Origin of the sequence: Synechococcus sp. CS-1333 (genome assembly GCF_025128015.1) — a bacterium.
In the GTDB taxonomy this organism is placed as follows: domain Bacteria; phylum Cyanobacteriota; class Cyanobacteriia; order PCC-6307; family Cyanobiaceae; genus MW101C3.
On sequence record NZ_JAHLYO010000022.1, the window covers coordinates 1 to 24,975 of the forward strand.

Annotated in this window: 21 protein-coding genes; 8 read left to right on the top strand and 13 right to left on the bottom strand. The window is 65.8% G+C overall.

From position 1 onward, the window contains the following. The first annotated feature begins 182 nt into the window (after positions 1-182). The 4 genes from cofG (at position 183) to KQ303_RS09560 (ending at position 6,629) form a co-directional block, all read left to right on the top strand. Positions 183-1,193: a 7,8-didemethyl-8-hydroxy-5-deazariboflavin synthase subunit CofG gene (gene cofG, locus KQ303_RS09545; protein ID WP_399233384.1), complete on the top strand. Its 1,011-nt coding sequence runs from the start codon at positions 183-185 to the stop codon at positions 1,191-1,193. Positions 1,194-1,291: 98 nt separating this feature from the next. Beyond that, the gene (locus KQ303_RS09550) at positions 1,292-2,848 is read left to right on the top strand and encodes a photosystem II high light acclimation radical SAM protein (RefSeq protein ID WP_259730094.1); all 1,557 of its coding nucleotides are present in this window, start codon (positions 1,292-1,294) and stop codon (positions 2,846-2,848) included. 398 nt (positions 2,849-3,246) lie between these two features. Next, on the top strand, positions 3,247-5,394 hold the full coding sequence (locus KQ303_RS09555) for a peptidase domain-containing ABC transporter (RefSeq protein ID WP_259730085.1): 2,148 nt from the start codon (positions 3,247-3,249) through the stop codon (positions 5,392-5,394). Positions 5,395-5,432: 38 nt separating this feature from the next. Beyond that, positions 5,433-6,629 (top strand): HlyD family secretion protein, encoded by a 1,197-nt coding sequence (locus KQ303_RS09560; RefSeq protein WP_259730086.1) that lies wholly within the window; start codon positions 5,433-5,435, stop codon positions 6,627-6,629. 443 nt (positions 6,630-7,072) lie between these two features. Here the strand turns inward: KQ303_RS09560 and KQ303_RS09565 are convergent, their stop codons facing one another. From KQ303_RS09565 to KQ303_RS09575, 3 genes are all read right to left on the bottom strand, one after another. After that, entirely contained in the window at positions 7,073-7,930 is an 858-nt protein-coding gene (locus tag KQ303_RS09565; RefSeq protein WP_311134141.1) for a type II CAAX prenyl endopeptidase Rce1 family protein, read from the bottom strand. Continuing rightward, positions 7,930-8,256, bottom strand: a complete 327-nt coding sequence (gene clpS / locus KQ303_RS09570) for an ATP-dependent Clp protease adapter ClpS (RefSeq protein ID WP_255101333.1) — start codon at positions 8,254-8,256, stop codon at positions 7,930-7,932. The genes KQ303_RS09565 and clpS overlap by 1 nt, the downstream gene beginning before the upstream one ends. A gap of 71 nt (positions 8,257-8,327) precedes the next feature. Next, positions 8,328-9,584, bottom strand: a complete 1,257-nt coding sequence (locus KQ303_RS09575; protein WP_259730096.1) for an LL-diaminopimelate aminotransferase — start codon at positions 9,582-9,584, stop codon at positions 8,328-8,330. 217 nt (positions 9,585-9,801) lie between these two features. Here KQ303_RS09575 and KQ303_RS09580 point away from each other — a divergent pair, with 217 nt between their 5' ends. The 3 genes from KQ303_RS09580 (at position 9,802) to KQ303_RS09590 (ending at position 15,865) form a co-directional block, all read left to right on the top strand. After that, positions 9,802-12,621, top strand: coding sequence for a TIGR03960 family B12-binding radical SAM protein (locus KQ303_RS09580; protein WP_259730087.1), 2,820 nt, complete (start codon positions 9,802-9,804; stop codon positions 12,619-12,621). 464 nt (positions 12,622-13,085) lie between these two features. Beyond that, complete coding sequence (locus tag KQ303_RS09585) at positions 13,086-15,167, top strand: Rne/Rng family ribonuclease (RefSeq protein ID WP_259730088.1); 2,082 nt, start codon at positions 13,086-13,088, stop codon at positions 15,165-15,167. A gap of 29 nt (positions 15,168-15,196) precedes the next feature. Further along, complete coding sequence (locus tag KQ303_RS09590; RefSeq protein WP_259730089.1) at positions 15,197-15,865, top strand: ribonuclease HII; 669 nt, start codon at positions 15,197-15,199, stop codon at positions 15,863-15,865. A 63-nt stretch (positions 15,866-15,928) separates the two neighbouring features. Here the strand turns inward: KQ303_RS09590 and KQ303_RS09595 are convergent, their stop codons facing one another. Next, the gene (locus KQ303_RS09595; RefSeq protein WP_094514383.1) at positions 15,929-16,441 is read right to left on the bottom strand and encodes a DUF1997 domain-containing protein; all 513 of its coding nucleotides are present in this window, start codon (positions 16,439-16,441) and stop codon (positions 15,929-15,931) included. A gap of 58 nt (positions 16,442-16,499) precedes the next feature. On the opposite strand from KQ303_RS09595, the gene pheA reads away from it, so the two are divergent. Then, positions 16,500-17,354, top strand: a complete 855-nt coding sequence (pheA, locus tag KQ303_RS09600; RefSeq protein WP_259730090.1) for a prephenate dehydratase — start codon at positions 16,500-16,502, stop codon at positions 17,352-17,354. Here the strand turns inward: pheA and KQ303_RS09605 are convergent. The 9 genes from KQ303_RS09605 to KQ303_RS09645 all read right to left on the bottom strand — a co-directional run. Next, entirely contained in the window at positions 17,314-18,333 is a 1,020-nt protein-coding gene (locus KQ303_RS09605) for a methyltransferase domain-containing protein (RefSeq protein WP_259730091.1), read from the bottom strand. The two genes, pheA and KQ303_RS09605, sit on opposite strands and share 41 nt — an antisense overlap. Continuing rightward, a complete protein-coding gene (locus tag KQ303_RS09610) occupies positions 18,333-19,004 on the bottom strand; it encodes an LON peptidase substrate-binding domain-containing protein (protein WP_259730092.1) in 672 nt (223 codons plus the stop codon). Before KQ303_RS09610 ends, KQ303_RS09605 begins: the two co-directional genes overlap by 1 nt. 346 nt (positions 19,005-19,350) lie before the next feature. After that, positions 19,351-19,671 carry a 30S ribosomal protein S10 gene (gene rpsJ, locus KQ303_RS09615; protein WP_094514372.1) on the bottom strand — a complete coding sequence of 107 codons (321 nt, stop codon included), beginning with the start codon at positions 19,669-19,671 and terminating at the stop codon, positions 19,351-19,353. 177 nt (positions 19,672-19,848) lie between these two features. After that, positions 19,849-21,078, bottom strand: coding sequence for an elongation factor Tu (gene tuf, locus KQ303_RS09620; protein WP_094514369.1), 1,230 nt, complete (start codon positions 21,076-21,078; stop codon positions 19,849-19,851). A 39-nt stretch (positions 21,079-21,117) separates the two neighbouring features. Then, a complete protein-coding gene (gene fusA / locus KQ303_RS09625; RefSeq protein WP_259730097.1) occupies positions 21,118-23,193 on the bottom strand; it encodes an elongation factor G in 2,076 nt (691 codons plus the stop codon). 100 nt (positions 23,194-23,293) lie between these two features. After that, on the bottom strand, positions 23,294-23,764 hold the full coding sequence (gene rpsG, locus KQ303_RS09630) for a 30S ribosomal protein S7 (protein WP_094514363.1): 471 nt from the start codon (positions 23,762-23,764) through the stop codon (positions 23,294-23,296). A gap of 46 nt (positions 23,765-23,810) precedes the next feature. Continuing rightward, complete coding sequence (gene rpsL / locus KQ303_RS09635; protein WP_094514358.1) at positions 23,811-24,185, bottom strand: 30S ribosomal protein S12; 375 nt, start codon at positions 24,183-24,185, stop codon at positions 23,811-23,813. 53 nt (positions 24,186-24,238) lie between these two features. Further along, positions 24,239-24,595 (bottom strand): AIR synthase, encoded by a 357-nt coding sequence (locus KQ303_RS09640; protein ID WP_094514356.1) that lies wholly within the window; start codon positions 24,593-24,595, stop codon positions 24,239-24,241. Between the two features lie 187 nt (positions 24,596-24,782). Then, a partial coding sequence (locus KQ303_RS09645) for a phosphodiester glycosidase family protein (protein WP_259730093.1) occupies positions 24,783-24,975 on the bottom strand: 193 nt, incomplete at its 5' end.

A 24,975-nucleotide genomic window follows, 5' to 3' on the forward strand; every position in this document is an offset into this window, starting at 1 on the left:
AGTAAGGCGAAAGCGTCGGGGGAACGTCCCCTCCGCAGGCCGGAGCCTTTCGCCTGACGCAATGTAACAGCACATTGCGGGATGTGTGGGGCGCTTAAGGTTTGGCTTCGGTTTTCAGCAGTGGCGGCGCAGGAGCGTTCACGCAGGCGGATGAACAGGCAGCTGCGCCGGCAGGGATGAACATGCAGCTGCACCGGCAGAACAGAAGGCGAAGCCACGCGGCGATCCGCCGCAGCCGCGACCCCGTCGTGCGCTGGAGCCCCAGCGTCACCCTGGTGCCCACCCACGCCTGCTTCAACGCCTGCACCTACTGCAGCTTTCGCCGCCCCCCCGGCACTGCGCCACTGCTCACCACAGCTGAAGCCCGCGAGCAGCTCCTCCGACGGCCTCAGGCCAGCGAAGTGCTGCTGCTCTCCGGAGAAACCGCCCCCGCTTCTCCGCAGCGGGTCGCCTGGTTCGCCTGGCTGCTGGCGCTGAGCAGGGAGGCGCTCGCCATGGGGCGCCTGCCTCACACCAATGCCGGCCCGCTCTCGCTGCGGGAAATGGCCGCCTTGGGGCGGCTGAACCCCTCGCTCGGGCTGATGCTCGAAGGGCTGGGCCCCGCCTACGACCGTCTGCACCGGGCCGCCCCCAGCAAGCGGCTGGAGCGGCGCATCGGCCAGCTCGTGCAGGCCGGCCGGCTGGGCATTCCGTTCACCACCGGTCTGTTGCTGGGCGTGGGCGAAACGTCGGCGGATCGCCGCCGTGCGCTGGAGTTGCTGGCGAGGCTGCAGCGCCGCTGGGGCCATCTCCAGGAAGTGATTCTTCAGCCCTGGCGTCCCGATGGCGCGCAGGCCCGCCCGCTGGATGCGGCGGAGCAGGGGGCGGTGCTCGACACGATCCGGCTGGCGCGCCGGCTGCTGCCGCCCGAGGTGAACCTCCAATTGCCCGCCAACCTGTGGCCGCTCGATGGCCTGGCGGACGCGATCGCTGCCGGCATCAACGACCTGGGCGGCATCGATGTTCACGATGTGATCAATCCCGCCTACCCCCAACCCAGCCCGGCCCAGCTCTCTGCCCGGCTGGCGGCTGCCGGCTGGCAGTTGCGCCCGCGGCTGTGCGTGCAGCCCGCCTGGATCGCCTGGCTGCCGCCTGCCCTGCGCCGCCGGGCCACTGATCTTGAAGTGAGATTGTTAGCGTCCGACTTCGCCTGAACCGGCTGGACGTGCCGCACGCCACCACCATCGAACCTTCACCGGAACCTTCACCGGGCCGGCCTGCCGATCACGCCGAGGGCCCCAATGGCGAGCGGGTGCTGCTGATCCGCTTGCCCTGCAATCCGATCTTTCCCGTCGGTCCGGTGTATCTGGCCGATCATCTGCACAAACGCTTCCCGCAGCTGCCCCAGCGCCTGCTTGATCTGGCGGCCCTGCCGGTGCTGGATGTGGAGCGGGTGCTGCTGGCCACGATCGACGCCTTCCGTCCCACCCTGCTGGTGTTCTCCTGGCGCGATATTCAGATTTATGCGCCGGTGGATGGCCGGGGCGGCAACCCCCTGCAGAACTCCTTCGAGGTGTTCTATGCGCGTGACCCGCTGAAACGCCTGCGCGGTGCCATCGGGGGGCTGCGTCTGATGGGGGCGTTCTATGGAGAGCTGTGGCGCAATCTGCGCCTGGTGCGCAAGGGCCTGGCCCGCTCCCGTCGCTATCACTCCAGCGCCCGCGTCGTGCTTGGCGGTGGTGCGGTGAGCGTGTTCTACGAGCAGCTGGGCCGTCGCCTGCCCAAGGGCACGGTGGTGTCGGTGGGCGAAGGCGAGCCACTGCTGGAGAAGCTGATTGAAGGAGTCTCACTGGATGGTGAACGCTGTTTTGTGGTGGGCGAAGAGCCCCGGCCTGGCCTGATTCACGAGCAGCCCGCCGGTCTGATCAAAACAGCCTGCGATTACAACTACATCGCTTCGATCTGGCCCCAGCTCGATTGGTATCTGGATGCGGGTGATTTCTATGTGGGCGTGCAGACCAAGCGAGGCTGTCCGCATAACTGCTGCTACTGCGTGTACACGGTGGTGGAAGGAAAGCAGGTGCGGGTGAACCCGGTGGCTGAGGTGGTGGCAGAGATGCGTGAGCTCTACGACCGCGGCGTGCGCGGCTTCTGGTTCACCGATGCCCAGTTCATTCCTGCACGCCGTTATATCGAGGATGCCAAGGAGCTGCTGCGGGCGATTCAGGCGGAGGGGCTCAGCGATATCCGCTGGGCGGCCTATATCCGCGCCGACAACCTGGACGCTGAACTGGCTGAGTTGATGGTGGCTACGGGCATGAGTTACTTCGAGATCGGCATCACCTCCGGCAGCCAGGAGCTGGTGCGCAAGATGCGCATGGGCTACAACCTTCGCACCGTGCTGGAGAATTGCCGCCTGCTGGTGCGCGCCGGCTTCCGCGAAACGGTGTCCGTAAATTACTCCTTCAACGTGATTGATGAACGGCCGGAAACGATCCGCCAGACCGTGGCCTATCACCGGGAGCTGGAGCGGATCTTCGGCGTGCAGCAGGTGGAGCCGGCGATCTTCTTCATCGGCCTGCAGCCCCACACGCACCTGGAGCAGTATGCCTTTGATCAGAACATTCTGCAGCCCGGTTACAACCCGATGAGCATGATGCCCTGGACGGCCAGGAAACTGCTCTGGAATCCCGAGCCACTCGGCAGCACCTTCGGCCGGATCTGTCTGGAAGCCTTCGAGACGAACCCCGCTGATTTCGGCCGCACCGTGATGGATCTGCTCCAGCGCGATTACGGCACGGCCCCGTTGGAGGAGTCGCTGCATGCGCCGGTGGAAGGGCGCCGGGCCCTTGCTACGGCTGTCGGGTGATGATTTCTGGAGCGTTCAGCGGGATGGCTGCAGACGGCCGGACTCTCGACTCTCGTTCACTGCATGGTCTTCAGGCTCCAAGTCGTCCATGACTTTGTTCCGCATTCTGGCCCATTCTGCTGCGCAGGTTTTATACCTGGGTGCTACGTCAGCGCGCCGAAAGGGCTTGTTGAATCTGCTGGGGAATGGGTTCGCACTCGCTGGGTCTTCCTGGTTGAGGAAGATCCAGCTGGCTGCCCCATCCCTTTCGGCAGCCGGCCGCTTGAGAAGGCCTGCAAAATCTTCCTTAGTGTGAGGCTCTATGTCGCGGCGCGCCGTTGATTCGGTTTGCGAACCGCCACAGTTTCAGTGTCACTTGAACGTCTAGTCCCCTACTTTCCTGATGCGTTCTCCATTCAATGCCCCGCTACGCTTTCGTCGAGCAGTATTCCGAGGAGGATTGCGGCGCTGCCTGTGTCGCGACCGTGGCTCGCCAGTACGGCAGGAATCTTTCTCTCGCGCGTGTGCGTGAGCTGGTCGGCACCGGCTCCCTCGGTTCCACTCTGTTGGGGCTGCGCCGAGGGGCCGACGCCATCGGCTTTCAGGCCCGAGCGGTGCGTGTCGAGTCCGACTTGCTTCGGCATCTTGACACCGTTCCCCTGCCAGCGATCTGCCACTGGAAGGGCAATCACTGGGTGGTCCTCCACGTTAAGCGCAGGCAGAGCTACCTGATCGCCGATCCGGCTGTTGGGCTGCGCTGGTTGTCCGAGCGGGAGTTTCTGGAGGGCTGGAGCAACGGCGTGATGCTGCTGCTCGAGCCCGATCTCCATCGTCTGAACCAACAGGAGGAGGCTCAACGGGCCCCCTTCCTGCGGTTCCTGAGGTTGGTGCTGCCCTATCGGGGCCTGCTAGCGCAGGCCCTGGCCATTAATGCGGTGATCGGTCTACTCGCTCTCGCGATGCCGCTGCTGATGCAGTTCCTCACCGACGACGTGCTGGTGAGGCGGGATAGCCAGTTGCTCACCAGCCTTGGGCTGGGAATGTTGTTGCTGTTCGTCTTCCGCAACCTGATCTCTCTGCTGCAGGGCCATCTCGTGGGCCATTTCGCCCAGCGCCTGCAACTCGGGATGCTGCTCGAGTACGGCCATCAGCTGCTGAGGTTGCCGATGACCTATTTCGACAGCCACCGCAGCGGCGAAGTTGTGAGCCGAATCAGCGATGTCAATCGCATCAATGGTCTGATCGGCGATGTGGTGCTGGGCCTCCCCAGCCAGCTCTTCGTCGCCCTGGTGTCGCTCGCGGTGATGTTGGCCTACAGCCCTGCCCTCACGGTCGTTGCCTTGCTCGCATTCCTGCTGGTGGTGAGTGCCAATCTGCTGTTCCTGCCTGCGCTGCGTCAGAAGACCCGCCGTCTCATCGTGCAGTCCGCCGAGAATCAGGGGTTCCTGGTCGAGGCTTTCCGCGGGGCCCAGGTTCTCAAAACCACCGAAGCCACCCCGCAGGTCTGGGATGAATACCAGAGCAATTTCGGAACCCTGTCTCATCTGCGCTGGAAGACGCTGCAGCTGAAGTTGTTTGGCTCCAGCACCACCGAGCTTCTCTCCAACGTCACCACTCTGGCGCTGCTCTGGTATGGAAGCACTTTTGTCATCGCCGGCCGGCTGAGCATTGGCCAGCTGCTGGCCTTCAACGGCATGGGGTTCAACGTCCTGGAGTTCCTGGATTCGCTGGTGGCCTTCGCCGGCGACTTCATCACTGCTCAGGTGGTGTTCCATCGCCTCTCGGAGGTGCTCGATGGCACGGTGGAGGATCCCAAGGCCGCAACGAAGCCCTGGGTGGCGCTTCCACTGGGTTGTGAGATCCGCTGCAAGGATCTCGGCTTTCACCATGCCGGGCGCATGGAGCTGCTCAAGGATTTCGATATCACGATCCCGGGCGGCTTCATGACGGCATTGATCGGCGAGTCAGGTTGCGGCAAAAGCACCCTGGTGAAGCTGATGGCGGGTCTTTATCCGCCCCAGAGCGGCACGATTCACTACGGACCCTACGGGCTCAAGGACATCTCGCTCGAGTGCCTCCGGCAGCAGGTGGCGCTCATCCCACAGGATCCGCAGTTCTTCAACCGAACCATCCTGGAGAACTTTCGCTTCACCTATCCCGATGCCGGCTTCGATCAGGTGGTGGCTGCCTGTGATCTGGCCCTGGCCGATGAGTTCATCCGCGAGCTCCCCGATGGCTATCAGACAGTGCTGGGTGAGTTCGGTGCCAACCTCTCCGGCGGCCAGCGGCAGCGTCTGGCGATCGCCCGGGCGCTGGTGGCCAGGCCGCCGGTGCTGATCCTGGATGAATCCACAGCAGCTCTGGATCCCGGCTTGGAACGCCGTCTGCTGGATCGGCTTCTGCCGCTTCGGCAGGGTCTCACCACCGTGATGGTTAGCCACCGACCCAGCGTGATCCTCCGCTGCGACTGGATCGTGTACCTGGAGCGCGGCAAGGTGAAGTTTCAGGGACGGCCCCAGGACCTGCGCGATGTGGAACCACTCACCCCCTATCTCCTGCCCGCATGAGCGATCCATCTCCCGTTGATCCGCCCTCGGCTCAGTCCATGCTGACGGTGTCGGCGGAGGCCCGAAAGCCTGAGAGACTCGCAGCGCGGCAGGTCGATGCCGGTCTGGTGCTCCGGCCCAGCACCAGCGAGGAGTTTCTACCTTCGGTGCGGCCGTGGGTGAGGCTTCTCGGTCTGGTGATGCTGGGAAGCTTCGTCAGCGCGGTCGGCCTGATGGCGGTCTGGCCCTACCGGGTGGTGGTGCGTGGAAGCGGCCAGATTCGCCCCACTGGAGAAACCAGTGTCATCCATGCCCCTTTGAGCGGCCGGGTGCGCAGCGTCGACGCCCGAGCCAATCAGACCGTGCGTCGGGGCCAGGTGATTGCGGTGCTGGATCCCGCCGACCTGGAGGGAAGGCGGGAGCAACTGGCCTCCAGCCGCAGCGCCCTCGAACGGGAACTGGAGGCCCTGCGCAGCCAGAACAGGGCGGCGGTGCAGGGTGCTGAGCTGCAGGTGGAGAAGGCCCAGGCCGCCCTCCAGTTGGCCCAGGCGGAGTTCAACCGCTTCCAGCTGCTGAGGAACAGCGGAGCGATCGCACCGCTCCAGCTCGATGAGAAGGCCGCCAACCTGGAGGTGGCCAGCTCCGACCTGGCCAAGGCCCGACGCGCCGTCGAGGAGGTGCGCTTTCGCGACAATGCCCAGCTCTCCAGGCTCGCCCAGGAGTTCGCCGCCAACAGCGGGGAACGCGCCCAGGTCAGCCGGGATCTGGGCATCACCCTGGTGCGTGCGCCTGTGGATGGAGTGCTCTTCTCCATGCAGCTGTTCAACCCCCAGCAGGTGGTCCAGCAGGGCCAGGAGCTGGCTCGCATCGCCCCCAGCGGCAGGGGGCTGGTGGCGAAGATGACCGTGGCCTCCGAAGATATCGACAACGTGAAGCCAGGTCAGCGGGCGGATCTTCGCCTTGCTGGTTGTCCTTTCCCCGATTTCGGCACCCTGCGGGGAACGGTGCGGTCTGTTTCTCCGGACGTGATCAGGCCGGCGGCTGCGCAGGCACCGCCTCAATCCCCAGCGCCACCAGCAGCAGGGACCTCGTCGGGATACGAAGTCACCGTCGTGCCGCACACCACGGTGATGCGATCCGGCTCAAGGCGCTGTGACGTGCGTCTGGGAATGAACTTCACCGCGGACATCACCACGAGAATGGAAACGGTGCTGCGCTTCGTTTTGCGCAAGGGGAGGTTCGTGCTGCCCATCTGACGATCGATCTTGCTACAAATTCCGAATCTCCAGGCTTTGATGATGTTCAGCTGAGCTTGAAACTCCGCTCCTTGTCAGACCCCGGCGCTCTGTGCATCGGACAGCAGGGAGAAAATCACTGAGGATGGAGGTGGGGAGTGAGAGTAAACCTGATACAAAAGAACGGAATCGCGATGAATCGATCGGGCGGCTGCTTCAACGGAGTGGCAATGTCCTGCTGGAAAGCCATCAAGGCTACAGAAGCTTTCTGACGACCATTCTCCATTTCTGCAGCAGTCGTCAGTCATGGTTCAAATGTTCACAGGGGCGCTCAAGGACATGTCTTTGAGAATGATTGCTGGATGACTGACCATCCTTGCGCTGCGGTTCGCTTGGTTGGAGGTATTGATTCATCCTGGAAATAAGCGATCGGTTGTGATCCTGGAACGGTATCCACCACTCCATCAACCCGGTGCGCGTCTCTCTGTAAGGGAGCCCCAGGCCAGCAGTGCCCCCAGCCCCAGCCAGCCGATCAGGCCTCCGATTGGATTGGGCACCTCCCCCCCGGGTCCCACCAGCCAGGCCGGCGCCTCAGGCGCCAGTTGCAGCAGCCCGGTCTGGAGCACGAACCAGCCGCCCACCAGGCCGCCATGCAGGCCGATCGCTCCCCAAAGCACGCCCCCGTCACTGCGTCGCTGCAGGGCCAGAGCCAGCCCCAGCAGGATCAGCCCGCCCAGCAGTCCGATGGCTCCCGGGTTGCCGGCCCGGTACCAGGGATGCACGAGGGCGAACAGCGCAGCCTGCAGCAGCAGGGCGCGGCGGCCGCTCAGCTGCAGGGACAGCTCACCCCAGAGCCAGCCGCGGAACAGCAATTCCTCGGCGAAGCCCACCCCCAGCAGCAGGGCCAGGGCGTTGAGCAGCTCGCCGGCCTTCAGATCCAGCTGCCACGCAGCCTGTCCGCTGGCCAACAGCACAGCGGCTACCAGTGCCAGCAGCAGGACGGCCTTGGCCAGTCCGCCCAAGAACGCCCGCACCGCCATCAGCGGTGTCGCCACCACTCCAAGCCGCCGCCAGGGATGGGTGGCTCCCCAGCTGCGGCGCAGGCGCCAGGGCAGGCTGAACAGCAGGAGCAACAGGGCCACCACCAGCCCGGCCAGGTCGATCTGATCAGGCCGCAGGCCCGGCGCAAGCCATTGCAGTGGCCGCGCCGCCAGCCAGCCCACGCCGTAGAGCGCAGGAACGTACAGCAGGGTGCCGAGGCCATGGGGCCGGCGGCTCTGCTGTTCCGGTGTGGTCAGCGGCGCGGGAGCCAGGGGCTCCACTACGCCTCCGGTTCGATCGTGCTGGTGAGACCCTTGCCCTTGAGGGTTTCGCTGTAGAACTCCGCCGGCTCCAGATCGCAGACGATCACCAGCCCCACGCCGGTGTTGTGGGCTTCCAGCATCACGGCGATGGCGTCCTGCTCGCTCAGGGAGGGCACCACCTGCCGCAGGGTGGACACCACGTACTCCATCGAGTTGACAGGGTCGTTGTGCAGCAGCACCCGGTAGCGCGGCGAGGGCTTGCGCACCCGCTGCACCTCCTTGTCGATCACCGCCGCACCCCCGGGTGATCGGCCGGGGGTTTCAACCGCCTGGGGAAGGGTCATCGCCAAAGGAGGAACAACGGCAAGGGGACGGGGTGACGAGCGGCGCGCAGCCAGAAACGTGAGGTTCGAATTTAGGCAACTCCGGCGGAAGCAGGCACCAGGGAGGCGCGAGCGATGCGGGCCATCGCCTCCTCCACGTTGGCGCGGCTGTTGAAGGCTGAAAGGCGGAAGTAGCCCTCGCCTGCGGCGCCGAAACCGCTGCCCGGGGTGCCCACCACGTTGGCCTCCTCCAGCAGACGGTCGAAGAAGGCCCACGAATCGAGGCCGGCGGGGGTCTTGATCCACACGTAGGGGGCCTGCTCGCCGCCGTACACCTGCAGACCGGCAGCCGCCAGCTCGCGGCGGATGATCGCCGCGTTCTCCATGTAGAAGGCCACCAGAGCCTTCACTTCGGCTTGCCCTGCGGCGGAGTACACCGCTTCGGCGCCCCGCTGCACGATGTAGCTGACGCCGTTGAACTTGGTGCTCTGCCGCCGGTTCCACAGCCCCCAGAGCTCCACCGCTTCTCCTGCGGGGGTGGTGCCCATCAAGCCGCGGGGCACCACGGTGAGCGCACAGCGCGTGCCGGTGAAGCCGGCGTTCTTGGAGAAGGAGCGGAACTCGATGGCGCAGTCGCGGGCCCCCTCGATCTCATAGATGGAGTGGGGCAGCTCGGGGTCCTGGATGAAGGCCTCGTAGGCAGCATCGAACAGGATCAGGGCGCCGGTGGCGCGGGCATGGTCGACCCACTGCTGCAGCTGGGCCCTGGTGGCCACAGCGCCGGTGGGGTTGTTGGGGAAGCAGAGGTAGATCAGGTCCACCGGCTGCTCGGGCAGCGGGGCGATGAAGCCGTTGTCGGCCGTGATCGGCAGGTAGGTGAGGCCGCCGTACCGGCCGCTGGCGTCAGCCTCACCGGTGCGGCCCGCCATCACATTGCTGTCCACATACACCGGATAGACGGGGTCGGTGACGGCGATGCGGTTGTCGGGGCCGAGGATGTCGAGGATGTTGCTGCTGTCGCACTTGGAGCCATCGGAGATGAAGATCTCCTCGGCATCGATCGCGCAGCCGCGGGCCTGGAAATCGTGGCGGGCGATCGCTTCGCGCAGCCACAGGTAGCCCTGCTCCGGGCCGTAGCCATGGAAGCCTTCCGCCGTGCCCATGGCGTCGATGGCGGCCTTCATCGCTTCGCGGCAGGCTGCAGGCAACGGTTCGGTCACATCGCCGATGCCGAGCCGGATCAGGCGGGCGTCGGGATGGGCCGCTGCGAAGGCCTTCACGCGCCTGGCAATCTCCGGAAAGAGATACCCGGCCTTGAGTTTGAGGTAGTTGCCGTTGACCTGAACCACTGCTGCCGCCGCCAATGTCGCTGGCAGGCATCCTGCTACGGCGCCGCACGCGCTGGGAGCAGCACGAGTGCAACGCCGCAGGTCACCGCTGTGACAGGCCCCTGCTGTAGTTGCCCCGTTTGCTTGCCCAGCCCTGCACCGCACGCACCAGCAGCTAGCTGCTGGTGCTCCTTGACAGCTGCCTACGATCAGCCTGCGGCCTGCTGAGCGTTCAGCCATGACCATGGCGACTTCGTGTGGTTCCGCTGCTGCCGCGACGCCCACCGCCATCGCCGCGACCCCTCCGCTGCCTCACGGGCGCGTCGCTTTCGACCAGCTGGTGGACAGCACCATCGCCCGCCCCGCCCGTTACCTGGGCAACGAACGGGGCGTGCTGCCACGCGACTGGGACAGCGCCGGTGCCCGCTGGTGTCTCACCTATCCCGATCTCTACGAGGTGGGCGCCAGCAACCTCGGCCACATCATTCTCTATTCGATTCTCAATGCGATCCCAGGCCAGCTCTGCGATCGCGCCTACCTGCCGGCGCCCGACCTGGCCGAGCGCCTGCGCCAGCAGGGCCAACCCCTGTTCGCTGTCGAAAGCCGCCGCGCCCTGGCCGTCTTCGACATCCTCGGCTTCAGCCTCAGCTACGAGCTGGGCGCCACCAACATCCTCGAGATGCTGGATCTGGCGGGATTGCCACTGCGGGCCGCCGACCGGGGCGACCTGCCGCTCAACGACCCGGCAGCCCCACCCCTGATCTTCGCCGGCGGCCCCACCGCCACCAGCAATCCCGAACCGTTCGCCGCCTTCTTCGATTTCTTCGCCCTCGGCGACGGCGAGGAACTGCTGGCGGAGATTGGCCTGGTGGTGGCCGAGGCCAAGGCCGACGGGCTGAGCCGCTCAGCGCTGCTGGCTGATCTGGCCCATGTGCCCGGCGTCTACGTGCCGGCGCTCTATGCCCCGGGCCCCGATGGTGTCACCCTTCAGCCGCTGCGGCCGGAGCTGCCGGCGCGCGTGTTGCGGCGGGTGGCCACCCCCATGCCCCACTACGGCATGGGCCTCGTTCCCCACATCGAAACCGTCCACGACCGGCTCACGATCGAGATCCGCCGCGGTTGCACCCGGGGCTGCCGGTTCTGTCAGCCCGGCATGCTCACCCGTCCGGCCCGCGATGTGGAACCCGAGGCCGTGATCGAAGCGGTGGAGGAGGGCATGGCCCGCACCGGCTACAGCGATTTCTCCCTGCTGTCGCTCAGCTGCTCCGATTACCTCGCCCTGGCGGCAGTGGGCGTGGAGCTGCGCAACCGCCTCTCCGAGCACAACGTCAGCCTCACGCTGCCCAGCCAGCGGGTGGACCGCTTCGACCAGAACATTGCTCACATCCTGGGCGGCACCCGCAAGGCGGGCCTCACCTTCGCCCCGGAAGCCGGCACCCAACGCCTGCGCGACATCGTCAATAAGGGGCTGACCGACGCGGAGCTGCTGCGCGGCATCCGCACCGCCATGGAGAACGGCTACCGCAAGGTGAAGCTCTATTTCATGATCGGCCTGCCCGGTGAAACCGACGCCGATGTGATCGGCATCGCCGACACCTGCCGCGCTTTGCAGCAGCAGTGCCGCGATCTGGGGCGGCTGGAGCTGAACCTCACGATCAGCAACTTCACGCCCAAGCCCCACACACCCTTCCAGTGGCACAGCGTGTCCACGGCGGAGTTCCGGCGGCGCCAGGAGCTGCTGCGCCGGGAGCTGCGCACGCTCAAGGGCATCAAGTGCAATGTCACCGATCCGCGCCTGTCGGCGATGGAGGATTTCATCGGCCGGGGCGACCGGCGCCTGGCACCGGTGCTGGAGGCGGCCTGGCGGGCCGGAGCCGGCATGGATGCCTGGTTCGAAACGATCGACCGCACCCACGCCGCCTGGACCGGGGCGATTGAGGCCGAGGGACTGGGCGGCCGCTACCGGGCGCTGGAGCTGGGGGACTGGACGGCCACCGGTGCCTTGAGCGGCGCTGATCTGGAGGCCTTCTGCGCCCAGCCACTGCCGTGGGATCACGTGGATTCCGGTGTCGACAAGCGCTGGCTGGCCGAAGACCTGCAACGGGCCCTTGCTGCAGTGGTGGTGCCGGACTGCTCCTTTGAGGGTTGCAGCAGTTGCGGCGTCTGTGGGCCGGAGTTCGGCCACAACGTGGTGGTGGCGCCTCCACCGATCCCTGCGGCGCAGCCGCCGCGCAGCCCCGCCAGCGAACGGATCCAAAGGCTGCGCTTCGGCTTCAGCAAGCGGGGCTCGCTGGCACTGCTGAGCCATCTCGATCTGGCCCGCCTGCTGGAGCGGGCCCTGCGCCGCAGCCAGCTGCCGGTGAGTTTCAGCGGCGGTTTTCATCCCCTGCCCCGGCTGCAGTTCGCCCTGGCGCTGCCGCTGGGTGTGGAGGCGGAAGGTGAATGGCTCGATCTGGAGTTCGCTCAGGTCTGTCCACCGCAGGAGGTGCTCGCGCGGCTGCAGGCCCAGCTTCCACACGGTTTCTCCCTGCACTCGGTGCAGGAGGTGCCCCTGGCGGGCCCGGCCCTCTCCCAGCAACTGGCGGAGGCCCACTGGAGCCTGCAATTGCTCCCGGAGGTCGCCGCCGGCGCAGAGCCCGTGATGGCTCCGTCCACCGACGACTGGCACCGGGCGATCGAGCATCTGCTGCAGTCCGCCACCCTCCCCTGGCGGGACAGCGACAAGAAGGGCCGCCCCCGCGAGCGGGACTGCCGCCCCTGCCTGATCGCCCTGGAGCTGCTGCCAGCGCCGCAGGGCGCTGACAGCAGCTCCCGCGTCATCACGGCCGCAGCTCAAGCCGCCGCCCCAGCCAGCGCCGAAGCTGCGGCCGCCGGCGCCGCTACCGGGGAGGGCACAGCTGCTGCCTCAGTGACACTCCGCCTGCAGGCCCGCATCGATGCCCAGGGCCGCAGCATCCGCCCCGATCAGGTGCGCCAGTGGCTGGTGGAGGCGCTCGGCCAGCCCCTGCTTCTGGGCCGCTGCCGGCGTGAACGTCTGATCCTGGCGCCGCCGGCCTGAGGGCCAAGGCCTGTAGCGGCAGGTCGCCCTCAACAGCAGCCAGCCACGCTGGCTACCCCCTCCTGCGAGCCACAACAGCGATGCACTCCTGCGAACCAAGGTGAACGGCTCGGGGTCGAGATCCAGCGGCAGAAGGGCCTGGGGTTGGCGCGTGCTAATTTCACCTCAGACGGCAGATCCGTCTGTGGCTTTCGATCCACAGCCGCATCGTCTATGGCCCCCGCTCCTGCGGCGTGTTCGCCGTAGTCACACCCAGCAGCAACCGGTCCGTTCCCGTTCCGGCAGCTCGGGCGTCAACGGAGGCTGAACCTCCAGAGCTTGCTCCTCAAAGGCTTTTTCTTCCGTCTCATTCTGCTGATGCAGCAGACGGTCGGCTTCTCAGCACGATCGGCTCATCGCTTCATTGCTTCAGGGGGTAATCCCCATCCCATGGCAGGGCTTCTCCGAGCCACCCTCTTTCCTCCATGCCCCAGCAGATCGTCATTGCGGAGCAACTGCGCATCGCCGCGGTGCTCAACGACGAACGCGTCGATCAACTGATCGTTGCCCAGGGTCGCTACCAGATCGGCGACGTCTACGTCGGGCGCGTCGAGAATGTGCTCCCCGGCATTGATGCTGCGTTTGTCAACATCGGAGAGAGCGAGAAAAATGGCTTCATTCATGTCACCGACCTCGGCCCACTGAGGCTCAGGAAGGGTGCTGCCGGCATCACTGAACTGCTGGAGCCACGCCAGAAGGTGCTGGTTCAGGTGATGAAGGAGCCCACCGGCACCAAGGGGCCGCGTCTCACGGGCAATCTCACGTTGCCTGGCCGCTACTTGGTGCTTCAGCCCCATGGCCAGGGGGTCAACATCTCCCGGCGGATCAGTGCCGAGAGCGAGCGCAACCGTCTGCGGGCCCTGGGTGTGCTGATCAAGCCGCCCGGCGCCGGCCTGCTGGTGCGCACCGAAGCCGAAGGCATCAGCGAGGAGCTGCTGATCGATGATCTCGAAGCTTTGCTGCGTCAGTGGGAGGGCATCCAGGAAGCGGCGGAAACGGCCACCCCGCCGGCGCTGCTCAACCGTGACGAAGACTTCGTCCATCGGGTGCTGCGCGACCTCTACAGCCCCGAGGTGCAGCGCGTGGTGGTTGACACCCAAGCGGCCGTCGGCCGCGTGAACGCCTTCCTCGGTGCCGATCAGGCCAATCTGCTGGTGGAGCACCATGTCGAAAGCACCGACATCCTTGAGCACCACAAGATCAACGCCGCCATCCGCGATGCCCTCAAGCCGCGCGTCGATCTGCCTTCCGGCGGGTCGGTGATCATCGAGCCCACCGAGGCGCTCACTGTCATCGATGTGAACTCCGGTTCCTTCACGCGTTCCGCCAATGCACGGGAAACCGTCCTCTGGACCAACTGCGAAGCGGCGGCTGAAATCGCGCGTCAGCTGAAGCTGCGCAACATCGGCGGTGTGGTGATCATCGACTTCATCGACATGGAGTCGCGCCGCGACCAGCTGATGCTGCTCGAGCATTTCACTTCGGCCGTGCGCGACGACGCCGCCCGACCTCAGATCGCCCAGCTCACCGAGCTTGGTCTGGTGGAACTCACCCGCAAACGCCAGGGCCAGAACATCTACGAGCTGTTCGGACGCGCCTGCCCCAGCTGCGGTGGCCTCGGCCACGTGGCTGTTCTCCCCGGCAAGGACACCCTCCAGCCACTCGCCACGGTCACCGGCCTGGTGCGCTCCGCTGCCTCCGCCCGCGCCGAGGCGCCCAGCCCCTCCGCGCCCGAGCCCAGTGGCCGCCGCCGTGGTGGACGCGGTGGTCGTGGTAGCCGCAGCGGCAATGAGCTGATCGAAGTCACCCCCGTACTCGTCTCCATCGACGACGAGCCGGCCGCTCCCCGGGTGGTGGAAGCACCGCTGAGTGCTTCTGAAGGCGTCAGCCGCCGCCACGACCCCGAGCTGGTTGCTGTCCCCATGGACGACGACCAGGAATTCGTCTACGGCTGGATGGGCCTCAACCCCGCCCTGCTGCTGGAGTCGCCCCCTGCCGGCGACAACGTGGTCGTCCGGGTCGTGCGCCCCGGCGAATCAGAGGAGGCGGTGCTCGACGCCGCTCGTCAGCAGCTGTCAGGCTCAGGCTCCCGGCGGCGTCGCCGTGGCGGCCGTGGCGGTGGCGATGGCGCCGCTGCCCCTCGCACCGCCGCGGACTACCCCAGCGATGCTCCCGCCCCCGTCGTTGTTTCCACGGCAGAGACCGGCACCGACCGTTGGAGTTCCACCCGCGATCCCGGTGATGCCGTGATGGTGGAAATCACCCCGCTGCCGATCGACACCGACCGTTCTCCCGCAGTCCACACCACCGTGATTGAAACCACGGTGCTGCAGGTGCCGATCACCCGCACCGTCGGCCGTGCCACGCCCGCCGCCGTGAGCATCACCGACCACCCGGCTGCCGCTGTGGCCGCTCAGAGCGTGCCTGATCCCGCCCCCGAAACCCCTGCCGACGACCCGGCCGGTGAGCCCCGCCGCCGCCGCCGCCGTTCTTCGGCGGCGGTCTGAGCCCAGCGCCGGCCCGCTCTCCACGGCCCGTGGGCGCCCACCCTGGGAAAGGAGAGGCAGCAGAGCCGCAGCTTCCGGCCGATCCCTATGCCCAGCATGATCCCGGTGTCTGTGCAGGGATTGATGAGGTTGGGCGGGGCAGCCTGTTCGGGCCGGTGTTCGCCGCCGCCGTGGTGTTGCCGGCATCCGCGCTGCCGCCTCTGGCAGCCGCCGGACTGACCGACAGCAAGGCCCTGCGGCCGTTGCAGCGCCGCCGGCTCCTGCCCTTGATTGTGGAGGCGGCGGCGCAGTTCGCGCTCGGCCAGGCCTCGGCTGAGGAGATCGACCGTCACGGCATCCGCTGCGCCACCGAACTGGCCATGCTGCGAGCGCTGCAGCGGCTGGCAGCGCCGCCCCGCCTCGTGATTGTCGATGGGGTGCTGCCTCTGCGCCTGTGGAGCGGGCCACAGATCACCCTGGTGCGAGGGGATCGCCATTGCCTGTCGATCGCCGCGGCCAGCGTGGTGGCCAAGCAGGCCCGCGATGGCCTGATCCAGCGGTTGGCCGGCCGCTTCCCTGGCTATGGCCTGGAGCGGCACGCCGGCTATGGCACGGCGTTGCATCGCCAGGCCCTGCGCAGGCTCGGGCCCACGCCGCTGCACCGGGCCTGCTTTCTGGGCAAGGTGCTGGCCGGCACCGACTGGCCGCCGCTCCGTTGAGCGCCCAGGTTCCTGTGAGCAGCTCTGCCGCCTCTGGGAAAAACACGGCCGCCGGGAGCGGCTTCAGCGGGTTTCGCACCACTGGCTGAAATCACTCAGCAGGTTCTGGCCCACCCGCTTGCGCATGCCCAGCAGGATGCCGCTGAGCAGGGAGCGGCCGGTGGCCTCCAGCACGCGCGGCGGGATCAGCCCCAGCACGGTGGGGCGGCTCACGCGCACGCCCAGCAGGGCTTCGCCTTCCAGGCCGCCGTCGTTCACCGCCAGCCACGATTGGAGTGTGAACTCAAAGTCGTCCACGGCTTCGAGCCCCACGAGGCGGCAATCGAGGGCTTCCAGCTCCAGCCTCCCCGGCTCCCGTTGGGCCTGCAACTGCACAACCGGCTGCACCTGCAGTTGAAACACCTTGAATCCGCTCACTTCGTACTGGTAGTGGCCAGGACTGAGCGGCGTGAGCTGGCGCGGTTCCAGCAAGGCCCGGATCACCCGCTGTTCGTCATCGAGGTAATCGGCCAGCTGCTCGGCCTGCCCGTGAACCGGCAAGGTGAGCTGCTGGCTGGCGCTGAAGGCCAGAGACATCGCCTGGGGAGGCCGGCGGGGGATGATCCTATCCACCGGTCTGCGCTCCCTTTCCCCCATGCGTCTCGCCTTCCTCGGACCCGCCGGCACCTACGGAGAACAGGCGGCGCGCCAGTTCGCTGCCCTGGAAGGCTTCCAGGATCCGGAATTCGTCCCGCAGGGCAGCATTCGTGCTGTGGTCAAGGCCCTCGCCGATGGTGGCTGCAGTGCTGCCGTGGTTCCGGTGGAGAATTCGGTGGAGGGAGGCGTCACCGCCTGCCTTGATGTGCTCTGGGAGCATTCCGAGCTGCAGATCCGCCGGGCCTTGGTGCTGCCGATCCGCCATGCCCTGCTGGGCAGCGGACCGATCGATCGGGTGAGCGAGGTGCTCTCCCACCCCCAGGCCCTGGCCCAGTGCAGCCAGTGGCTGGCGGAACACCTGCCCGATGCCCTGCAGCTGCCCACCAGCTCCACCGCCGAAGCCGCCCGGCTGGTGGCAGGCAGCCGCTTCCGCGCGGCGATCGCCTCGCGTCAGGCGGCAGAGGAGCACGGGCTCGAGGTGCTGGCCTATCCGGTCAATGACGTGATCGGCAACTGCACCCGCTTCCTGCTGTTGCAGAAAGAGGGGGGTCCAGCCGAAGGCAGCACCCACTGCAGCCTGGCGTTTTCCTTGCATGCCAACAGCCCGGGTGCGCTGCTGGAGGCGCTCAGTTGCTTCGCGCATCGCGAGCTGAACATGAGCCGAATCGAGTCGCGGCCGTCCAAACGTGAGATGGGCGAGTATCTGTTCTTCGTGGATCTTGAGCGGCCTGCGGCCGGTGAGGCACTCCAGCAGGCGATCGAGGAGCTCAGGGGGCTGTGCCAGCACCTGGCTCTGTTCGGGGCCTATCCGCTCACGAATCTCGCGGAGGAGGAGCGCTCGCCTGCTGATTAGCCAGGGCGGCCGCCGCGGGCGTGGTGTCCGGCCCGCGGCGGCAGCGGAAGACACCGAACGCCATCAGGCCATGGCGAAAGGCCCAGTCCATCAGCAACAGGGTGGGGGTTTCGCGTATGCCCTGCAGCACGGCGGCCGGACCGAGACCCAGCACGGCGCCCTGCCGGCGAACCCCTTCCAGGATCGAATCGATCCAGGAGGGCAGGGTTGCGCGGGTCCAGTCGTCGGTGTCGGTGTGAGCGCCGCCGGCATGGACGCTCAGCTCCAGGTTGCGGCGAAATGAGGGGATGCTCGCGAATTCCGGGTGGGCCCACTGATCCAGGAGCTGACGCATCACCCAGCGCTCCACTGCGCTGAGCGCTCCTGCGGAGGGATCGCGGCGGTTCCAGTCGGCCACCGCCAGCAGCCCACCGGGAGCCAGCACGCGCAGCAGTTCATCGGCGTAGCGCTGCTTGTCGGGCATGTGCGGCCCTGCCTCCACACTCCACACCGCAGCAAAGGCCCCATCCGGGAGGTCGAGATCAAGGGCATCCATCACGGCAAACCGGCAGCTGAGGCCCGCTGGGGTGAGCTGACGGGCCCGCTCCACCTGCGCCGGGCTGATGCTGATGCCCAGCACTTCAAAGCCGTAGTCACGGGCAAGGATCCTGGCGCTGCCACCGATGCCGCAGCCCACATCCAGCAGCCTGGAGCCAGGGGGCAGCTGATCAAGCCCACTCCAGCGCACCAACTCGTGGACGAAGGCCACCTTGGCGGCACGGAAGTCGGCCCGATGCGGTGGGGTTCCGTAGTGACCGAGGTGCACATGATCGCCCCACAGCCGCTCGAGCAGCCGGTCTTCCGTCCAGCGGTCGTAGGCCTCCGCCACGGTGGCAGTGCTCTCGAAGCTGCGGTTGCGGCGCTGCCACACCACGAAGGCGCCCGCCAGCACGACCACAGAAGCCACAGCCGCCAGCGCGGGGAGGGGAAGGCCGGCCATCAGGAGGGATCCCTGGGGGGCTCCCCCAGATCCTTGAAGGTGTCCTTGAGGACCGTGCGGGCCGCAAGCTGGCGGCGGGTCTGGTCGAGCAGGGCGAATTCCTGCCGCAGCCGCTCGCCGGTGTCGGTGAGCTCCAGCAGGCTCTGCTGGTGATCGGCCACGGGGCCGCCCAGATGGGAACCGATCCAGAACGAGAGCTCCCGGGGCAGGTCAGGCAGATCGTTGGGCAGGCTGCTCGGCCGCCCCACGAGCTTGCCCGTGAGGTCGACCACATCCCGCAGGGCCTGGGTCACGTTGCCGGCCAACGCGCTGAGAGTTTCCGGGCTCTCGTCGGTTTCGTCTTCGATCCAGCTCACCATGCCCACCCGGAACGGGGCCTCCCGCACCACTTCGAGCACACGGAAACGCTGCTGCCCCATGGTCACGATGTTGCTGCGATCGTCTTCCTGGGTCTGGCACTGGAGGATTTCCGCGCAGCAGCCCACAGAAGCCATCTTCTTTTCCTGTGGGTCCCAGCGGATCACCCCGAAGCGGCGATCCGTCTGCAGGACCGTTTGCAGGAGCATGCGGTAGCGAGGCTCGAAGATATGCAGCGGCAGCACTTCCTGCGGAAACAGCACCACATCTGGCAGGGGGAATAGGGGGAGCTCCCTCACGGCCAGATCAGTCACGGATGGGTGGGTGGAGAAAGGGCTGGAAAAACGGGTGGATGGGAGAAGAAGACCCGAAAGGCCGGTGCACGTTTGCTTTGCCAGAGAGAGGCAGGGAGAAGTGTCTTGCGTCGATGTTCGAAGAAAACAAAACGGCAAGGGCTGGCGCTGGCTGCGCCGGCCTTGGCAGCTCCTGAAGCGCCGGGCAGCCTGACGGTGGGATTCTAGAAAAAACAAAGCCCGCCGGGGAAGCGGGCGGGGGCGTCAGTGGGGCGCTGGCAGCAGCAAGGAGAAGCGAATTCTGGGGCAGCCTGGGCCAACCCATTCACGAACAGCCAGGCGTGTGCAGGGGCGGGGCCGATGCGGCTCAGAGCTTGACTTCGATATCGACGCCACTCGGGAGATCAAGCTTCATCAACGCGTCGATCGTTTTCGAAGAAGGGCTGTAGATGTCGATGATGCGGCGGTGGGTGCGGGTTTCGAAGTGCTCACGGGAGTCTTTGTCCACGTGGGGTGAGCGCAGCACGCAGTAGATCTTGCGCTTGGTGGGCAGGGGGATGGGGCCGATGGCCGTGGCGGCAGTGTGATCGGCGGTTTCGATGATTTTTTCGCAGGAAAGATCCAGCATGCGGCGGTCGAACGCCTTGAGACGGATGCGGATCTTCTGCTGAGCGATGGCGGTGGACATGGGGAAATGCGGGTGAGGCATCCGCCAGCAAGAACGCTGCCGGTGCAGAAAACGATGAATCAGGCTTGAAGCCTGAATTGCCGAGGTGCGAGTGGCCTGAAAGCCGGAAGGGGCAAGCAGAGGGGGGAGAAGCCTGAGCGCAGGCACGCCCCCCAAGGCCAAGACCCTAGATCAGGATCATTCCACGATCTTGGACACCACGCCCGCACCAATGGTGCGGCCGCCTTCGCGGATGGCGAAGCGCATGCCCTGCTCAATCGCCACCGGGCAGATCAGCTCGGCGGACATCTTGATGCGGTCACCGGGCATCACCATCTCCACGTTGGTGCCGTCGTCGGCGGTGAAGGCCGTGATCTGGCCGGTCACGTCGGTGGTGCGGATGTAGAACTGCGGGCGATAGCCGGCGAAGAAGGGGGTGTGACGGCCGCCTTCTTCCTTCTTCAGGACGTAGACCTCACCTTCGAACTTAGTGTGGGGCTTGATCGAGTTGGGCTTGACCAGCACCATCCCGCGTTCGATGTCTTCCTTCTGAATGCCGCGCAGCAGCAGACCGACGTTGTCGCCCGCCATGCCTTCGTCGAGCAGCTTGCGGAACATCTCGACCCCGGTGACGGTGGTTTCGCGGGTGTCCTTGATGCCGACGATCTGAACGGTTTCGCCCACTTTCACCTTGCCGCGCTCGATCCGGCCAGTGGCCACGGTGCCACGACCGGTGATCGAGAACACGTCTTCGACAGCCATCAGGAAGGGCTTGTCGATTTCGCGCTCGGGTTCGGGGATGGATTCATCCACCGCGTCCATGAGGTCAAGGATCTTGTCGACCCATTCGTTGTCACCCCGGTTGCCTTTGCCGCCCCCTTGGATGAACTCGAGAGCCTTCAGAGCGGAGCCGGCCACGATGGGGATGTCGTCACCCGGGAAGTCGTAGCTGCTGAGCAGCTCACGCATTTCCAGTTCGACGAGCTCGAGGATTTCCTCGTCGTCGACCATGTCCTTCTTGTTCAGGAACACCACCAGGGCGGGCACGCCCACCTGCTTGGCCAGCAGGATGTGCTCCTTGGTCTGGGCCATGGGGCCATCGGTGGCGGCCACGACCAGGATGGCGCCGTCCATCTGGGCGGCACCCGTGATCATGTTCTTGACGTAGTCCGCGTGACCCGGGCAGTCGACGTGGGCGTAGTGACGGCCTTCTGTCTCGTACTCGACGTGGGCGGTATTGATGGTGATGCCCCGTTCCTTCTCCTCAGGAGCACCGTCGATGTCGTCATAGGCCTGAGCTTTCGCTTGGCCAAGGGATGCCAGCACGTTGGTGATGGCGGCGGTGAGGGTGGTTTTGCCGTGGTCAACGTGGCCGATGGTGCCGATGTTGACGTGAGGTTTGTTCCTCTGAAACTTCTCGCGAGCCATTGAAGGAAAGAATCGGGGGTGTTGGTTGGGGGTGAGAGATCAGGAATTGCCCTGATTCTTGGAGATGATGGCCTCAGCCACATTGCGAGGAACTTCCTCGTAATGGCTGAACTCCATCGAGAAAATACCCCGACCCTGGGTCATGGATCGGAGCTGGGTGGCGTAGCCGAACATCTCGGCCAAGGGCACCTTGGTTTGGACTTTGGATTGTCCGTTGTCGATGGACTGGCCTTCGACCTGCCCGCGACGTGAGGAGAGGTCGCCGATCACCGAACCGAGGTAGTCCTCGGGGATTTCGACTTCCACCTTCATCATCGGCTCAAGGAGTACAGGATTGCACTTCTTGACGCCGTCCTTGAAGGCCATCGAACCAGCGATCTTGAAAGCCATCTCCGAAGAGTCGACATCGTGGTAGGACCCGTCCACCATGGTGACCTTCACATCGATCATCGGGAAACCGGCAATCACGCCGGACTGGCAGGTTTCCTTCATGCCGTTTTCGGCAGGACCGATGTATTCCTTCGGCACGATGCCGCCGACGATCTTGTTGACGAACTCAAAGCCGGAACCGGGCTCACCCGGCTCCATTTCGATCACCACATGGCCGTATTGGCCTTTACCGCCGGTCTGGCGGGCGAACTTGCCTTCACCTTTGGCCTTGCCGCGGATCGTTTCGCGGTAAGACACCTGCGGAGCGCCGATGTTGGCTTCCACCTTGAACTCCCGCAGCATGCGATCCACCAGGATTTCCAAGTGAAGCTCGCCCATGCCGGCGATCACGGTCTGGCCCGTTTCAGGGTCGGTGGAAACGCGGAAGGTGGGATCTTCCTCAGAGAGGGACTGCAGTGCTTTGGAGAGTTTCTCCATGTCGCCCTTGGTCTTGGGCTCCACCGCCACCGAGATCACCGGTTCTGGGATGAACAGGGATTCCAGAATGATGGGCGCACTCTCCACGCAGAGCGTGTCGCCGGTGGTGGTGTCCTTGAGGCCGAGAACGGCCCCGAGATCACCAGCGCGCAGTTCGTCAACTTCTTCGCGATCGTCTGCTTTGAGCAGGATCAGGCGGGAGATCCGCTCCTTCTTGTCTTTGGTGCTGTTCATCACATAGCTGCCCTTCTGCAGCACCCCCGAGTACATCCTCACGAAGGTGAGTTTGCCGTAGGGGTCGGCCATCACCTTGAAGGCCAGTGCGCTGAAGGGAGCATTGTCGTCGCATGGACGGTTGGACTCGGTGCCGTCGGGCAGCAGGCCGGTGATCGGCGGAACGTCCACCGGTGCGGGCAGGTAGTCGACGACTGCGTCGAGCACCAGTTGCACCCCTTTGTTCTTGAAGGCGGATCCGCAGAGCATCGGCACCAGGCCGTGCTTCACCACGCCGACGCGAATGCCCTTGACCAGCTGCTCGTCGGTGAGTTCGCCGTTTTCAAGGTAACTGTCGAGGAGCTCCTCATCGGTTTCGGCCACCGATTCCATGAGCTTGCCGCGCCAGAGTGCGGCTTCTTCCTTCATGTCGTCGGGGATGTCTCCCTCGAGGATGTCGGTGCCGAGATCGTTCGTGTAGATGATCGCCTTCTGGCGCACCAGGTCGATGATGCCCTTGAGGTCTCCTTCTGCTCCGATCGGCAGCTGGATCGGTGCCGCGTTGGCCTTCAGGCGGTCCTTGATCTGGTCGTAGACCTTCAGGAAGTTGGCACCCGTGCGGTCCATCTTGTTGACGAACACGATGCGGGGCACGTTGTAGCGATCGGCCTGCCGCCACACGGTTTCGGACTGGGGCTGGACGCCACCCACGGCGCAGAACACAGCCACCACCCCATCGAGAACCCGCATCGACCGCTCCACTTCAATCGTGAAGTCGACGTGGCCGGGGGTATCGATGATGTTGATGCGGTTGTCCTTCCAGCTGGTGGAAATGGCCGCCGCAGTGATGGTGATGCCGCGCTCCCGCTCCTGCTCCATCCAGTCGGTGACGGCGGCGCCATCGTGCACCTCGCCCATCTTGTGGACGACACCTGAGTAGAAGAGAATCCGCTCGGTGGTGGTGGTTTTGCCCGCGTCGATGTGGGCGGCAATCCCGATATTTCTGACGCGTTCCAGGGGGTAGGCGCGGGCCACGAGCTGAGGTCTCCGAAGGGTGATCGACAAAAATGCGGAGTAAGTGTAAGGGTTAGCTCTGGTGTGCCGGGATTCCGCGATCCAGGCAGAGCCGGTGAACTCAGTAGCGGTAGTGGGCGAAGGCTTTGTTCGCTTCTGCCATCTTGTGGGTTTCCTCGCGCTTGCGCACCGCGCTGCCGGCTTCGTTGGCCGCGTCCATGAGTTCACCTGCCAGCTTCTGGGCCATGCTGCGGCCGTTGCGGGCGCGCGAGAAGTTGACCAGCCAGCGGAGAGCCATGGCGGTGCCCCGCTCCTGCCGCACTTCCATCGGCACCTGGTAGGTGGCGCCCCCAACGCGGCGGGCGCGCACTTCAACCAGGGGGGTGGCATTGCGCACGGCGGTTTCGAACACTTCCAGCGCGTCGGCGCCGGTGCGTTCGCTGATCAGCCCGAAGGCATCAGAAAGAATCCGCTGTGCGGTGGACTTTTTGCCGTGCTTCATCAGCCGGGCCACAACCATGGTTGCCAGCCTGCTGTTGAACTGGGGGTCGGGGAGAACCGGGCGCTTCTCGGCAGCGTTGCGGCGTGACATAAACCTGAGGAGAGGGAAGCGGGAAAGGGAAACGAAGAGGCAGGACTCAGGCCTTGGGAGCCTTGGCGCCGTACTTGGAGCGGCTCTGGCGGCGATCCTTCACACCGGAGGTGTCGAGGGTGCCGCGGATGATGTGGTAGCGGACCCCGGGCAGATCCTTGACCCGACCGCCGCGGATCAGCACGACGGAGTGCTCCTGCAGGTTGTGGCCGATGCCGGGGATGTAGGCGGTGACCTCAAAGCCGGAGGTGAGCCGCACGCGGGCCACCTTGCGAAGCGCCGAGTTGGGCTTCTTCGGCGTGGAGGTGTACACGCGGGTGCACACACCACGGCGCTCGGGGCAGGCCCGCAGCGCTGGGGATTTGGTCTTGCGGGTGAGGCGTTGCCGCTCGGAGCGGATCAGCTGCTGGATCGTGGGCATTGAGGGCCGGAGAGATGGGTCGGACGTCCGACCGTTTTCCACAATCCGCCACCTTACTTTGTCGTGGCACCCCGACGCCCTTGACGGCTGAAGGCGGCTCCGCACGGGCAGCACGCCACCCCCTCGCCCGGCCGGATCAGAAACCCGCCACCGCTGAGATCGCCGCGGTAATCAAGGCTCAGGCCGGCCAGCTGGCCGATCTGGTCGGCGGGTGCATGCAGGGTGAGGCCATCGGCACGGGCCACAGGGGTGCCGGCCAGATGCCCCGGACGCAGGCGGATCACCCACTGCTCGCAGGTGCCCTCCACCAGATCGAGGTGCATCAGCCCCGGCGTGCCGGCCACAGCGGCCTGGCGACCGAGTTCGGCGGCGGCTGCCGGCGTCAGCTGCACGGTGAGGCCTCGGGGCATTGGGAGAACTCAGCAAGGATGGCGTGGTGGCCTTCACTCTGGCAGCGCCCCGACCCTGCCGAGCTGTCCGGCCATGGGAGGCTTCCGCGCCGCATGCAGGTTCCAGACCGGAGCCCGCGGGTATGCGGTAAGCCCGCGTTCAGCAGCAGCCCACCGTTACGCAACAGCTCGCCGTTAGGCAGCGGTCTCAAGGGGAGCTGGCTGTGGAGCCCTCTGAGGCGTCGGCGGCGCGGGAGGGGTCACGAGGCACCAGGCCCAGGCCGTTGTGGATGCGGGCGGCCACCCCTCGGCCCTGCACCGACAGGGTGCCGGAGAGCATCAGGCCGGTGGAGCTGCCGCCATCGAGGTTGAGCGCATCGCGCAGGCCCAGCTGCTGCAGC